General features: G+C 68.6%; 13 protein-coding genes. 6 read left to right on the plus strand and 7 right to left on the minus strand.

Annotated features, from left to right (window positions below):
* Positions 1–6 precede the first annotated feature (6 nt).
* The 7 genes from DRV85_RS19705 to pyrH all read right to left on the minus strand — a co-directional run bounded on the left by DRV85_RS19705 (position 7) and on the right by pyrH (position 5657).
* A complete protein-coding gene (locus tag DRV85_RS19705) occupies positions 7–141 on the minus strand; it encodes a hypothetical protein (RefSeq protein ID WP_275401719.1) in 135 nt (44 codons plus the stop codon).
* Between the two features lie 87 nt (positions 142–228).
* On the minus strand, positions 229–1572 hold the full coding sequence (gene rseP / locus DRV85_RS10600; protein WP_113289425.1) for an RIP metalloprotease RseP: 1344 nt from the start codon (positions 1570–1572) through the stop codon (positions 229–231).
* Between the two features lie 10 nt (positions 1573–1582).
* The gene (gene dxr / locus DRV85_RS10605) at positions 1583–2758 is read right to left on the minus strand and encodes a 1-deoxy-D-xylulose-5-phosphate reductoisomerase (protein ID WP_113289426.1); all 1176 of its coding nucleotides are present in this window, start codon (positions 2756–2758) and stop codon (positions 1583–1585) included.
* Complete coding sequence (locus DRV85_RS10610) at positions 2755–3549, minus strand: phosphatidate cytidylyltransferase (RefSeq protein ID WP_113289427.1); 795 nt, start codon at positions 3547–3549, stop codon at positions 2755–2757. Before DRV85_RS10610 ends, dxr begins: the two co-directional genes overlap by 4 nt.
* Positions 3550–3553: 4 nt before the next feature.
* Entirely contained in the window at positions 3554–4312 is a 759-nt protein-coding gene (locus tag DRV85_RS10615) for an isoprenyl transferase (RefSeq protein ID WP_113289428.1), read from the minus strand.
* 4 nt (positions 4313–4316) lie between these two features.
* Positions 4317–4883, minus strand: a complete 567-nt coding sequence (frr, locus tag DRV85_RS10620; RefSeq protein ID WP_113289429.1) for a ribosome recycling factor — start codon at positions 4881–4883, stop codon at positions 4317–4319.
* Positions 4884–4928: 45 nt separating this feature from the next.
* Complete coding sequence (gene pyrH / locus DRV85_RS10625) at positions 4929–5657, minus strand: UMP kinase (protein ID WP_113289513.1); 729 nt, start codon at positions 5655–5657, stop codon at positions 4929–4931.
* Positions 5658–5779: 122 nt separating this feature from the next.
* On the opposite strand from pyrH, the gene miaA reads away from it, so the two are divergent.
* The 6 genes from miaA to DRV85_RS10655 all read left to right on the plus strand — a co-directional run bounded on the left by miaA (position 5780) and on the right by DRV85_RS10655 (position 14326).
* Positions 5780–6652 carry a tRNA (adenosine(37)-N6)-dimethylallyltransferase MiaA gene (gene miaA / locus DRV85_RS10630; protein WP_233495474.1) on the plus strand — a complete coding sequence of 291 codons (873 nt, stop codon included), beginning with the start codon at positions 5780–5782 and terminating at the stop codon, positions 6650–6652.
* A 130-nt stretch (positions 6653–6782) separates the two neighbouring features.
* Positions 6783–7601 carry an AraC family transcriptional regulator gene (locus tag DRV85_RS10635; protein ID WP_113289431.1) on the plus strand — a complete coding sequence of 273 codons (819 nt, stop codon included), beginning with the start codon at positions 6783–6785 and terminating at the stop codon, positions 7599–7601.
* A gap of 206 nt (positions 7602–7807) precedes the next feature.
* Positions 7808–9475: an ABC transporter substrate-binding protein gene (locus tag DRV85_RS10640; protein WP_113289432.1), complete on the plus strand. Its 1668-nt coding sequence runs from the start codon at positions 7808–7810 to the stop codon at positions 9473–9475.
* A gap of 110 nt (positions 9476–9585) precedes the next feature.
* Positions 9586–10650 carry an ABC transporter permease gene (locus DRV85_RS10645; protein ID WP_113289433.1) on the plus strand — a complete coding sequence of 355 codons (1065 nt, stop codon included), beginning with the start codon at positions 9586–9588 and terminating at the stop codon, positions 10648–10650.
* Between the two features lie 16 nt (positions 10651–10666).
* Positions 10667–12136: an ABC transporter permease gene (locus tag DRV85_RS10650; protein ID WP_113289434.1), complete on the plus strand. Its 1470-nt coding sequence runs from the start codon at positions 10667–10669 to the stop codon at positions 12134–12136.
* A 105-nt stretch (positions 12137–12241) separates the two neighbouring features.
* Positions 12242–14326, plus strand: a complete 2085-nt coding sequence (locus DRV85_RS10655; protein ID WP_113289435.1) for a dipeptide ABC transporter ATP-binding protein — start codon at positions 12242–12244, stop codon at positions 14324–14326.
* Positions 14327–14335: the final 9 nt, after the last annotated feature.

A 14335-nucleotide genomic window follows, 5' to 3' on the forward strand; every position in this document is an offset into this window, starting at 1 on the left:
AGTGCGTCAGAGCAACGCCAGAAAGGCCCCGAGCCCCAGTCCGAAAAGGATCGCCGCCGGATAGATCAGCCAGTCGAGATTCAGCGAGAGCAGCAACCACAGCCCCTCGCGGCCGTCGCGCGTCTGGTCGATGGTCTGCATCTTGGTTCGCCCGTACTTCGTCGCCAGGAAAGGGTTTTCCGCATCATCGGCCCGGAATGCGGCAGCATTGGGGCGCCCGGGCGGCGATTACGGGCAGAAGAGATCGTTGGTCAGCGCGAAGGCCATCAGCCCCAGGATCATCGCGAGCCCGGCCCCCATGAGCACCTGAAGCGCCCGGTCCGACGGCGGCCGCCCCGAGACGGCCTCGTAGGCGTAGAAGACCAAATGCCCGCCGTCGAGGATCGGAATCGGGAAGAGGTTGAGCAGACCGACCGCCGTCGAGAGCACGGCGATGAACCAGATGAAGCTCATCGCGCCCTGGCTCGCCATCGCGCCAGAAGTCTCCGCGATCCCTATGGGGCCCGACAGGTTGCAGGAGCTGATCGCGCCCGTGATCATGTGCCAAAGGCCCGAGAGCGAGCCCTGGATCACGGTGAACACCTGCGCGATCCCCGCCCAGGCGGCCTCGAGAGGCCCGACCATCTGCTTGGCCGGCTCGAAGACCAGACCGCCGATGATGCCGATGCGCCAGTGGGTCTCGAAGCCCCCGCCGGGCTGCGGCTCGTCGGTGCGGCGCGGCTCCAGGGTAAGCGCCACGGTCTCGCCGTCGCGCCAGACCGTCAGATCGAGCCGCGCGCCGTCGGAGCCTTCGACGATCTCCCTCAACTCCTCGAAGGCCGCGATCTCCTGCCCGTTCACGGCGGTGATGACGTCGCCGCGCTTCAGCCCCGCCGCGATCGCGGCCGACTGCGGCATGACCTGCGTGACGATCGGCGGATAGGGATAGGGCCCCGTCACCTCGACCTCGCGCCCGTCCCGCTCGACCAGATAGGGCAGCTGCGGCGCGCGCGGCAGCGCCTCGGAGAAGGCGGAAAAGGCATCCGACCGGTCGAAATCGGGCGGCGCGGTTCCGGCGATGCGCAGGATCCGGTCGCCCTCCTGCAGTTCGTTGACCACGGGGACGTCGCGCAACTCGCCCACCGCAAGCGGTTCGGCCACCTCGCCGCGCGCGAAGATCACCGCGGCGAAGATCAGGACCGAAAGCACGAAGTTGAACACGGGACCGGCCGCCACCGTCAGCGTGCGGGCCCAGAGCGGCGCGCCCGCCATGGTGTGGCGCTGCTCCTCGGGCGACATCCGGGCGAGCGCCTCCGGGTCCGTGCCGCTGGCGGCGTTGGCGTCGCCCCTGAACTTGACGTAGCCGCCCAGCGGCAGCGCGGCGATCTGCCAGCGGGTGCCGTGCCGGTCCATCCGCGACCAGATCACCGGCCCGAATCCCAGCGAGAAGACCTCCGCCTCGATGCCCGTCCAGCGGCCGACGATGTAGTGGCCGTATTCATGGATGGCGACGATGATCGACAGCGCGACGATGAAGGCGACAAGGGTCCAGATCAGCCCGCCGAACTGCGGGATCAGGGTCAGCGCGTCCACGATTGGCTCCTCAGGCTGCTCGTTCCGTGATGACCTGCCCCGCGGCGCCGCGGGCGAAGGCGTCCAGTGACAGCACGTTATCTAGGGTGAAAGGGGCATCAATGCGACCCGGCTCTGACCAAAGACGGGTAAGCGTCTCCTCGACCACCTCGGCCATCTGAAGAAACCCGATCCGCCCCGCGATGAAGCCGTCGAGCGCCACCTCCTTGGCGGCGTTGAAGGCGGCCCCCGAAAGACCGCCCTGCGCCATCACCTCCCGCGCGAGGCGCAGCGCGGGATAGCGCCGGTCGTCCGGCGCACGAAAGGTGAGCTGACCGATCCGTGCGAGATCCAGCCGCTCCACCGGCAGCGGCCTGCGCTCGGGCCAGTTGAGCGCGTAGCCGATGGCGTGCCGCATGTCGGGCGGCCCGACGTGGGCCATGAGCGCGCCGTCGGCGAAGCCCACCAGCGCATGCACGAGGGATTCGGGATGCACCAGGACCTCGATCCGCTCCGGGTCGAGGCCGAAGAATTCGCGCGTCTCGATCACCTCGAGCGCCTTGTTGAACATCGAGGCGCTGTCGATGGTGATGCGCTGGCCCATCGCCCAGTTTGGATGGGTCGAGGCCTCGGCCAGCGTGGCCTGCGCGAGCCGCTCCAGCGGCCAGTCACGGAAGGCCCCGCCGCTCGCGGTGATGACAATGCGCTCGACGGCCTCGCGGTCCTCGCCGACGAGGCCCTGGAAGATCGCGCTGTGCTCGCTGTCCACCGGCAGGACCGTTCCGCCGTGGCGGCGCGCGGTCTCGATCACCAGCGGCCCGGCGCAGACCATGCTCTCCTTGTTGGCGAGCGCGAGCGTGGCGCCCTGTTCGAGCGCGGCGAGCCCTGGCGCGAGGCCCGCGGCGCCGACGATGGCCGACATCACCCAGTCGGCGGGCCGCGCCGCTGCCTCGGCGAGAGCCCCCTGCCCCGCGGCCGCCTCGACGCCCGAGCCATCCAGCGCCGCGCGCAGCGCCGGCAGGCATTCCTCGTGCGCCGTGACCGCGACCTGCGCGCGCGCCTCACGCGCGTCCGCGGCGAGCTGCGCCACATTGCGGCCGCCGGTCAGCGCCACCACCTCGAACGCGCCCTCGGGCGCCCGCCGGACGAGATCCAGCGTGTTCTGCCCGATCGAGCCCGTCGCGCCCAGGATCGAGACCCGTTTCATGTCGCGACCCCCGGCGGAAAATCCACGACCTGTCCCGCGATGAGCACGAAGACCGAGGCCCCCAGCATCCCGTCGAAGCGGTCGAGCAGCCCGCCATGCCCGGGCAGCAGCGCAGAGCTGTCCTTGACGCCCACATGCCGCTTGATCGCGCTCTCGGCGATGTCGCCCATCTGCGCGGCCATCGCCACGGCAACCGAGACGCCGACCAGCCCCGCGCCCGCCTCCGTGACGGCGGCCACGCCCGCCCCCACGGCCGCGCCGCCGAGCCATCCCGCGACAGTGCCCGACCAGGTCTTCTTCGGGCTCACGCGGGGCCAGAATTTCGGACCGCCGATCATCCTGCCCGCAAAATAGCCCGCCACGTCGCTCGCCACCACCACCGCGACCAGCCAGAGCATCCAGATCACGCCGAAATCGTCCCTCAGCGCCATCATGCCGAAGCCCGCCAGCACCACCAGGACCGTGTAGCCCATGTAAAGCGCGCGTTCCCGCGCGATCAGGCCGAAGCCCAGGATCGCCGGCGCGAGCAGCAGCGGCAGCGCGAGCCCGGCCGGCAGGTAGATCGCCGCCATGACCGCGCCGCCCGCCAGAGCGCCCAGGCCGATCCGCCCGCGCCAGCCCGGCATGAGCATTCCCACGAGTTCCCAGACCATGAGCCCGCAGATCAGGGCGACGAGCGCGTGAAAGACGTGGCCGCCCGCCCAGATGCCGGCGGCGCCGGCCGCCACCAGCCCTGCGCCCGTGGCCATGCGGACCGAGAGATCATCCCATTTCGACCCGCCGGCGCCCATCCGCCTAGCGCGCCGCCGCCCCGCCCGCGGCCGTCCTGACGGCGCCGAACCGCCGGTCGCGGCGCGAATAGCTGTGCAGCAGGCGGCCGAACTCGGCGCGGGTGAAATCGGGCCAGAGCGTGTCAACGAACTCGTATTCGGCATAGGCCGACTGCCAGAGCAGGAAGTTCGAGATCCGCGCCTCGCCGCTGGTGCGGATCACCAGATCCGGGTCCGGCAGCACCCAGGTGTCGAGATAGCGCGGCAGCGTCTCCTCGTTCACCTCCTCCGGGCGCAGGCGGCCGCGCGCCACGTCCTCGGCCAGCCGCTGGGTGGCGCGGGCCACCTCGTCGCGGCCGCCGTAGTTGAGCGCCACGGTGAGATTGGTGCCGCTGCAGCCCTCGGTCATCGCCTCGAGCTCGTCCATCAGCGCGATCAGCTTCTCGTCGAGCCGCACCCGGTCGCCGATGAAGCGCACGCGCACGTTGTTGGCCAGAAGCGCCCGCGCCTCGCGCCGGATATAGCCGCGAAAGAGGTTCATCAGACCGGCGACTTCGGCCTGCGTCCGTTTCCAGTTCTCTGTCGAGAAGGCGAAGACGGTGAGATACTTCACCCCGTATTCGGGGCAGGACTCGACGATCTCGCGCACCCGCCGCGCCCCGGCGTGGTGGCCGAAAAGCCGCGGCCGGCCCCGCATGGTCGCCCAGCGTCCGTTGCCGTCCATGATGATCGCCACGTGGCGCGGCCCGCGCGCGGCGATGCTGTCGGTGGCGTCCTCGGCCATCCGCTCAGACCTGCATGATTTCGGTCTGCTTCGATTCCAGCGCCTGATCCACGGCCTTGATGAAGCGGTCGGTCAGCGCCTGCACCTCCTCTTCCCAGAGTTTCTGGTCGTCCTCGGACATGCCCTGCGCCTTGGCCTTCTTGATCTGGTCCATGCCATCCCGGCGCACGTTGCGGATCGCCACCCGGGCGCTCTCGGCGTATTGCGCGGCGACCTTGCCCAGCTCGCGGCGGCGCTCCTCGTTGAGCTCGGGGATCGGCAGCATGATGATCGTGCCGTTGAGCTGCGGGTTGATCCCCAGCCCGCTTTCCCGGATGGCCTTCTCGACCTTGCCGACGAGGCTCTTGTCCCAGACGTTGACGGTCAGCATCCTCGGCTCGGGCACGTTGATCGTGCCCACCTGGTTGACCGGCACGCGCTGGCCGTAGGCCTCGACCGTGACAGGATCCAGCATCGAGGACGAGGCCCGCCCCGTCCGCAGGCTCGCCAGTTCGCTCTTGAGCGAGTTCATCGCGCCCTGCATCCGCCGTTCAAGGTCGTCGGTGTCGATCTCGATCTCTTCGTCTGCCATCGGTCTGCTCTTTCCCTCGGGCGCCGAATTCGCGCCACTCTATCGTCAGCCATGCACCATTGTATAGGTGCCTTCCCCGGCGAGGATGCCGCGGAAACCGCCGGGCTCGTCCAGCGAAAAGACGATGATCGGCAGGTTGTTGTCCCGCGCCAGAGCGATCGCCGAGGCGTCCATCACCTTCAGGTGGTCGGCGAGCACCTGGTCGTAGCTGATGCGGTCGTATCGCGCCGCCTCCGGATTGGTCAGCGGATCGGAATCATAGACGCCGTCCACCTTGGTGCCCTTGAAGATCGCCTCGCAGGCCATCTCGTTGGCGCGCAGCGTGGCCGCGGTGTCTGTGGTGAAATAGGGATTGCCGGTGCCGGCCGCGAAGATGCAGACCCGCTTCTTTTCGAGATGCCGAACGGCGCGGCGGCGAATGTAGGGCTCGCAGATCTGGTCCATCGGGATCGCGCTGATCACCCGGGTGAAGACGCCGAGGCTCTCCAGCGCCGACTGCATCGCCAGCGCGTTCATCACGGTGGCCAGCATCCCCATGTAATCGGCGGTCGTGCGCTCCATCCCCTGCGCCGCGCCCTGCAGGCCGCGGAAGATGTTGCCGCCGCCGATCACCATGCAGATCTCGACCCCCATCTCGTGCACCGAGGCGACCTCGCGCGCGATCCGCGCCACCGTGGGCGGGTGCAGCCCGTAGGCCTGCGGCCCCATCAGCGCCTCGCCGGAGAGCTTGAGCATCACGCGCCGGTAGGTTGTCTTGGGGGGCGTGGGGGCCATGTTGCGCGCGCTCCGGGGCAGCCTTACGATCGCGCGCAACATGTCCGAAAAGCCCGGCGGGTTCAATGCGCCGGCGCGGCCTTCCCCCTGCAAGGCGAAGTTTGGCCCACAAGCCCTTGGCAATGATAAATCTTCCAGCCGATCGCCATGTTCTGATCGCCGGTCCGACAGCGAGCGGCAAGTCCGCGCTCGCGCTCGCGCTGGCGGAAAGACAGGGCGGCGTGATCGTCAACGCCGACGCGATCCAGGTCTATCGCTGCTGGCGCGTGCTGAGCGCGCGCCCTTCCGCCGAGGAGGAGGCGCGCGCGCCGCACGCGCTCTACGGCTTTCTGGACGCAGGCGCCGATTACTCCGTCGGCCAATGGCTGCGCGACCTCGCGCCGCTCCTGCGCTCGGGGGCGCGGCTGATCGTCACCGGCGGCACGGGGCTCTATTTCTCGGCGCTCACCGAAGGCCTGGCCGAGATTCCGCCCGTGCCGGACGACATCCGCGCCGAAGCGCGCGCGCGGCGGGACGAACACGGAATTGCACATCTGCTTGCCGAGCTCGACGCGGAGACCGCCGCGCGCATAGATCAGGCGAACCCGGCGCGCGTCCTCCGCGCCTGGGAGGTGCTGCGCGCGACCGGCCGCGGGCTCGCGCGGTGGCAGGCCGAGACGGGGCCGCCCCTGCTGCCCCTCGGCGAAGCCGTCCCGCTTCGGGTCGATGCGCCGCGCGACTGGCTGGCGGCGCGGATCGAGCGGCGCTTCGACGCCATGCTTGCGGGCGGCGCGCTCGACGAGGTGCGCGCGCTTCTGCCGGACTGGCGCCCAGACCTGCCCGCGGCCAAGGCGATCGGGGCCCCGGAGCTCGCCGCGCATCTGCGCGGCGAAATGACGCTCGCCGAGGCGCGCGCGCGCGCCGTCGCGGCCACGCGGCGCTTCGCCAAGCGGCAGCGGACATGGTTTCGCGCGCGCATGCGCGATTGGACAGGCGTGGACGCACGCGATCTGTGAGCCTGCCGAATGCGGCGGCAAGGCAGGCCCGGGCATGCGCCGGATCATGCCGGTGCGGGGAAACCCGGGTTGGCAAACCCGGGGTCGAGGTGCGATGCAGACGATGGGGACGAGAGGAGTCGCGCGACGCATGAGCTTCATCAGATCGCTCACCGAACACCGCGCCTCGGCGCGCTGCCTGACGCTCGCGCAGCTCGCGCCGCGCGGGGCATGGCAGTTGTCGCTGCTGCACGACAGGGCGCAGCACCTGCTCATCTGGACCACGAAGGGCCAGGGGCGCGTCACCGTCGAGGGCGTGCGGCGCGGCGTATCGGTGCACAACGCGCTGTTCATTCCGGCGGGCACGCTCTTCGCCTACGAGATCGGGGCGCAGGGCTTCGGCCTCGCGCTCGAGGTGCCGACCTCGCTGCCGCTGGCCTATCCGGGCGAGCCGCATCACCTCCGGCTTCGCGACAACATGGCGCAGGCCGAGATCACCGGCATCCTCGAGGCGATGCAGCGCGAACAGAGCCGCGGGCAGTCGCTGATGGCCGAGGCTCAGGCGGCGCACGCCGCGCTCGCCTCGGTCTGGCTGCGCCGGCAGATCGACGGCCCCGCCGGCCGGGCGCGCCGTGTCACTGCGGCGGAGGCGATGGTGCAGGATTACTGCCGTCGGGTCGCGGCCGGCTTCCGCTCGGACCGGCTGCCGGGAGATTACGCCGAGGACCTTGGCGTGCCGATGGCCGAACTCGACCGCGCCTGCCGCGACGTCGCCGGGCGCAGCGCCGCCGAGATCCTGACCGAACGCGTCCTGCACGAGGCGCGGACGATGCTGGCGCGTCCGGGCATCACCGCCAGCGACGCGGCCGAGCGCCTGGGCTTCGCGAGCCCGAGCTACTTCGAGCGGTATCTCGACCATCACGGGGGCCGCACGCCCCGCGCGCCGCGCCGGGCCGCCACCGGCAGCTGATCCGCGGCGGCGCTTGCATTCGCCGCGGATGTCGTTTTTTTTCTTTCCCCATGTCGCTTTTGTGAGCCGCTGCGCCGAAAGCAGTCATTGACGCAGCGCCGTAAAGCGTGCCGAATAGATCGGCAGAGGCCGTTGCGACGGCCGACCCAACCCGCGGGCCAGCCACTGCCTGCGGGTTTCGCAGAAGGGCAACAGGGGAGAGTGTGATGACCCACCCGACAATCAACGGAAAGCCCGTGCATCCGGCCGCGCGGATGTACGCGCGCGAATTCCGCGAGGGCAAGCTCAGCCGGCGCGAATTTCTGGCGCGCGCGACGAGCCTCGGCGTGACGGCGGCGGGCGCCTATGCGCTGGGCGGCCTCGCGCAGCCGGCCCGCGCGACCGAAGGCGCGCGCGACGGCGGCACGCTGCGCGTACAGATGGAAGTGCGCGCACTGAAGGATCCGCGCACGGCCGACTGGTCGCAGATCGCCAACATCTACCGCGGCTGGCTGGACTATCTGGTGGAGTATCAGGCCGACGGCTCCTTCAAGCCCATGCTGCTGGAGAGCTGGGAGATCAACGAGGACGCCACCGAATATCGCCTGCAGGTGCGCCAGGGCGTGACCTGGAACAACGGCGACGCCTTCACCGCCGAGGACGTGGCCCACAACATCCGCCGCTGGTGCGAGCGCGACGTCGAGGCCAACTCCATGGCCGCGCGTGTGGCCTCGCTCATCGATGACGAGACCGGCCTGGCGCGCGAGGGCGCGATCGAGGTCACGGGCGATCACGAACTCATCCTGCGGCCCTCGGTGCCGGATATCACGCTCATCGCCGGCTTCGCCGATTACCCGGCCGCCGTCGTCCATCCCAGCTACAATGGCGAGAACCCCGTGGACGTGCCGATCGGCACCGGCCCCTACCTGCCCGAGAGCCACGAGGTGGGCATCCGCTCGGTTCTGGTGCGCAACCCCGACCACAGCTGGTGGGGCACCGAGGTCTACGGCGGCCCGCATCTCGACCGGATCGAATACATCGACTTCGGCACCGACCCGGCCTCGTGGCTGGCCGCGGCCGAGTCCGAGGAAGTGGACATGCTCTACGAATCCGTGGGCGAGTTCATCGAGATCCTCGACGCGATCGGCTGGACCAAGTCCGAGGCGGTGACCGCGAACACCATCGTGATCCGGCCCAACCAGGTGGCCGAGGTCGAGGGCATGCGCCCCTACGAGGACGCCCGCGTGCGCCGCGCGCTGGCGATGGCCGTGGACAACTCGGTCTGCCTCGAGCTGGGGTATTCGGGCCTCGGTACCGTTGCGGAAAACCACCACGTCTGCCCGATCCACCCCGAATACGCCGACATCGGCCCCGCGCCCTACGACCCCGAGGGCGCGATGGCGCTGATGGAAGAGGCCGGCATGGCCGACTACGAGCACGAGCTCGTGTCGATCGACGACGACTGGCGCAAGAACACGACCGACGCGGTGGCAGCCCAGCTGCGGGACGCGGGCATGAACGTGCGCCGCACGGTGCTGCCGGGCTCGACCTTCTGGAACGACTGGACGAAGTTCCCGTTCAGCTCGACCAACTGGAACATGCGCCCGCTCGGCGTGCAGGTGCTCGCGCTGGCCTATCGCTCGGGCGAGGCCTGGAACGAATGCGGCTACGCCAACCCCGAGTTCGACTCCAAGCTGGCCGAGGCGCTCTCGATCGCCGACGCCGACCAGCGCCGCGAGGTGATGGCCGAGATCGAGCAGCTTCTGCGCGACGACGGCGTGATCATCCAGCCCTACTGGCGCTCGATCTACCGCCACTACACCGATCAGGTCGTGGGCGCCGACATGCACCCGACCTTCGAGATCCACGCCTACAAGCTGGGTCTGGCGGCCTAAGATCCGGGACCGGCGGGGCGCGAAGAGCCGCGCCCCGCCGCACCAAACAGAACAACCGGGGCGGACGGGCCGGCGAAGAGCCCGCCGCCGCATGACCGACAGGGGCGCGCATGGGACTGTTCTTTCTGAGGCGGCTGGGGGTGATGATCCTCACCGCGCTCTGTCTGACCTTCATCGTCTTCTTCCTGACGAACCTCTACCCGAACCTGGAGAAGCTCGCGAAGACGCAAGGCAACATGCGGATGACCGACGCCGAGGTCACGCAGTGGCTCGACAATCGCGGCTATCTGCAGCCCATGCCGGTGAAATACGCGCAGTGGCTGGGCGTGGCGCCGGGCTGGACGCGCGAATTCCAGCAGGACGGGCAGACCGTGGTGACCGGGCGCTGCCTCGACGGCGCCGTGCCGGCAGCCGAGGCGGCCGAGGCGCCGCGCTTCTGCGGCATCCTGCAAGGCGACTGGGGCTATTCCACCGTCTTCCGCGACTCCGTGGCCTCGATCATCGGGACGCGGCTGGGCCTCACGGGATACCTCATGTTCTGGGTCATGCTCCTCATGGTGCCCTCGGCGCTGCTGCTTGGTGTTCTCGCGGGCATGCGCGAGGGGTCGCGCACGGACCGGACGCTCTCGACCTTCGCGATCACCACGACGGCGACGCCGGAATACGTCTCAGGCGTCATCCTGATCGCGGTCTTCGCCTCCTCCGCCGTGGGTCTGCGATGGTTCAAGGGCACCGCGACCGCGGCGATGGAGAACCCCAACTTCGAGAACTTCTTCCTGCCCGTGCTCACCATCGCGCTTTACGGCATGGGCTACATCGCCCGGATGACGCGGGCCTCGATGGCGGAGGTGATGACCGCGCAATACATCCGCACCGCACGGCTCAAGGGCGTGAGTTTCCCCAACATCGTGATGAAGCATGCGCTCCGGAACGCGCTGATCGCACCCTTCACGGTGATCATGCTGCAGTTCCCCTGGCTGCTGAACGGCGTCGTGATCGTCGAGACGCTCTTCAACTACAAGGGCTTCGGCTGGACGCTGGTGCAGGCGGCGGGCAACAACGACATCGAGCTTCTGCTCGCGGTCTCGGTCGTCTCGGTGATCGTCGTGCTGGTGACGCAGCTGATTTCCGACATCGGCTACGTCTATCTCAACCCGCGCATCAGCGTCACCTGAGCAGGAGGGCAGGATCATGGAACCATTGACCTGGACCGGCGCGCTCGGCCCCGTTCTCACCCCGCTGATGATGGCCGCCGTGGCGCTCTTCCTGCTGGCGCTGGTCGCCAACTGGGGGCTATCGCTCGCCGGCGCGAAATCGGGCGAGATCGCCTACGAGAACGGCCAGGCCGTGCTCGTCAGCCGCTCGCCGCTCGACTACTCGATGATGGCGATGAAATACGCCATCCTGCTCTTTCTGGCCTGCTGCCTGGCCTACATCGTGGCCGGCATGGCGATCCCGGACCCGCGGACCAAGGGGATCATCGGCACCGTCGCGGGCCGCTTCGCGCCGGTCTGGATCGCGCTGCTCGTCACCTTCGCGCTGTCGATCTGGTTCAAGCGCCGGCTCGGCCTCTACGGCAAGCTCTTCGACTCCGGGATCGGCATGGTGGGCTTCGCCATCGTGATGTTCTGGGTCTTCGCCGCGATCTTCGGCGGGCCGCTGGACTTGATCGTCACCCACGACCCGCTCAACCAGATCTCGGGGCTGAAGAACGAGCCGCCCGGCAGCGTCGTGCCGAACGCCGCGGAAGACGGCTACTATCCCTATTACCTTTTGGGCGGCGACAACCTGGCGCGCGACGTCTTCTCGCGCATGGTCGAGGGCGCCTGGGAGGTGATGAAGATCGCCCCCTTCGCCACGCTCTTCGCCTTCATGGTGGGGATCACGCTGGGCCTGCCGGCGGGTTTCTACGGCGGGCGGCTGGACACCTTCCTGTCCTTCCTGGCCAACCTGATCCTCGCCTTCCCGGTGATCCTGCTCTTCTACCTTCTGGTCACGCCCGAGATCGTCGAGACGGGCATCCCGGTCTACATGGCCGCGGTGCTCTTCCTCTTCCCGATCATCTTCGTCTCGGTGATGATCAACTCGCGCTACTACACGCAGCCCGGCTTCCGCACGCCTGTGCTCGCCGTGGTGCTCGTGGTGCTGGGCTGGCTCTATCTGTCGCTCGTCCATCAGTCGGGCACCAAGATCGACTTCCTGCCCGCGGCGCTCTCGGGACTCGATCTCTTCGACATCCCCGGGGGAATCCTCGTGGTCTTCGTGGCGGTGATGTTCGTGAACTCGCCCACGGTGTTCCGCATCGTCCGGGGCCTGACGATGGACATCAAGACGCGCGACTACGTCGCCGCCGCGCAGACCCGCGGCGAGGGCGTGTGGTACATCATGCTGTGGGAGATCCTGCCCAACGCGCGCGGCCCGCTGATCGTCGATTTCTGCCTGCGCATCGGCTACACCACCATCCTTCTGGGCACTCTCGGGTTCTTCGGCCTGGGCCTGCCGCCGGAGAGCCCTGACTGGGGCTCGACGATCAACGAGGGGCGAAAGCTCCTGTCGATCTACCTCCACCCCGCCCTGCCGCCGGCGCTGTCGCTGCTCAGCCTCGTGCTGGGGCTGAACCTGCTGGCCGACGGTCTGAGGGAGGAATCCTTGCGCGACTGATCCCGGCGCCGCTCGGCGCGCCCTTCGGCCGCTTCTCGCGACGAGCGACCGGAGGGAGCGAGGAGCGCGCCGCAACAAGACCACGCTCCGACGAGGGAGAGGCACATGGCGAAATGGGACTATGACGGCCCGATCCTGGAGATCGACAAGCTCTCGATCTCCTTCTTCACCCGGCTGCGCGAGATCCCGGCGGTGATGGACTTCTCCGTCACCGTCCAGCCGGGCGAGGCGGTGGGCCTCGTGGGCGAGTCGGGCTGCGGCAAGTCCACCGTGGCCCTCGGCGTGATGCAGGATCTGGGCGTGAACGGCCGGATCGTCGGCGGCACGATCAAGTACAAGGGCCGTGACCTGAGCCAGTTGACGGACGACGAGCTGCGCGACATCCGCGGCCACGAGATCGCGATGATCTACCAGGAGCCGATGGCCTCGCTGAACCCGGCGATGAAGATCGGCAAGCAGCTGATCGAGGTGCCGATGATCCACGAGGGCATCTCGGAAAAGGAGGCCTGGGCGCGCGCCCTCGAGGTCGTCTCGGACGTGAAGCTGCCCGACCCGGAGCGCATCATGAAGAGCTACCCCCATCAGCTCTCGGGCGGCCAGCAGCAGCGAATCGTGATCGCCATGGCGCTGATGTCGAAGCCCTCGCTGCTCATTCTCGACGAGCCCACCACCGCGCTCGACGTGACCGTCGAGGCCGCGGTCGTCGATCTGGTCAAGGATCTGGGCCAGAAATACGGCACCTCGATGCTGTTCATCAGCCACAACCTCGGCCTCGTTCTCGAGACCTGCGACCGCATCTGCGTGATGTATTCGGGCGAGGCGGTCGAACGCGGCGACATCGACACCGTCTTCAACAAGATGCGTCATCCCTACACGCAGGCGCTCTTCCGCTCGATCCCGCTGCCCGGCGCGGACAAGACCGAGCGCCCGCTCAGGGCGATCCCGGGCAACTTCCCCCTGCCCCACGAGCGCCCCCCGGGCTGCAACTTCGGCCCGCGCTGCGACTATTTCGAGGCCGGCCGTTGCGATCAGGGCCATATCTTCATGGAGAACGTCGACGAGTCCGGCAGTCACGAAACGCGCTGCCTGCGCTGGAACGAGATAGACTGGGACAAGCCGCTCATCCCCGAGGAGCACAGGGCCAAGACCGAGCCGGGCCAGACCGTGCTGAAGATGGACGAACTCAAGAAGTACTACGAGGTCGCGGCCAACAAGCTCTTCGGCGGCGGCGACACGAAGGTGGTCAAGGCCAACGAGACGCTCTCCTTCGAGGCGCATGAATCCGAGACGCTGGCGATCGTCGGCGAATCCGGCTGCGGAAAGTCGACCTTCGCGAAGGTGCTGATGGGGCTGGAGACGGCGACCGACGGAAAGATCCTGCTCGACAACCGCGAGATTCAGGACGTCCCGATCGAGGAGCGTGACACGCGGACAATCTCCTCGGTGCAGATGGTCTTCCAGAATCCGTTCGACACGCTCAACCCGTCGATGACCGTGGGCCGCCAGATCATGCGCGCGCTGGAGATCTTCGGCGTCGGCAAGAGCGAGGCCGACCGGCGCGAGCGGATGCTGCAGCTGCTCGATCTGGTGAAGCTGCCGCGGGAGTTCGCCGACCGCATGCCGCGCCAGCTCTCCGGCGGCCAGAAGCAGCGCGTGGGCATCGCCCGCGCCTTCGCGGGCGACGCGCGTATCGTGGTCGCCGACGAGCCGGTCTCGGCGCTGGACGTCAGCGTGCAGGCCGCCGTCACCGACCTGCTGATGGAGATCCAGCACGAGCACAAGACCACGCTGATCGTCATCGCCCACGACCTGTCGCTGGTGCGCTACCTCGCCGACCGGGTCATGGTGATGTATCTCGGCCATGTGGTCGAGATGGGCGACACGGAGCAGGTCTTCGCGCCCCCCTACCATCCCTACACCGAGGCGCTGCTCTCGGCCGTGCCGATCGCCGACACCCACGTCGAGAAGAAGCGCATCGTGCTCGAGGGCGAGATCCCCTCGGCGATGAACCCGCCCTCCGGCTGCCCCTTCCAGACGCGCTGCCGCTGGAAGGCGAAGGTGCCCGGCAACAAGTGCGAGACCGAGGTGCCGCCGATGGTGACGCTGGCCTCCGGTCACCAGGCGAAATGCCACCTCAGCCGCGAAGACTTCGACAGCATGGAGCCGGTGATCAAGGTCGCCGCCGAGTAGGGGCGCGCC

Origin of the sequence: Rhodosalinus halophilus (assembly GCF_003298775.1) — a bacterium.
Classification (GTDB): domain Bacteria; phylum Pseudomonadota; class Alphaproteobacteria; order Rhodobacterales; family Rhodobacteraceae; genus Rhodosalinus; species Rhodosalinus halophilus.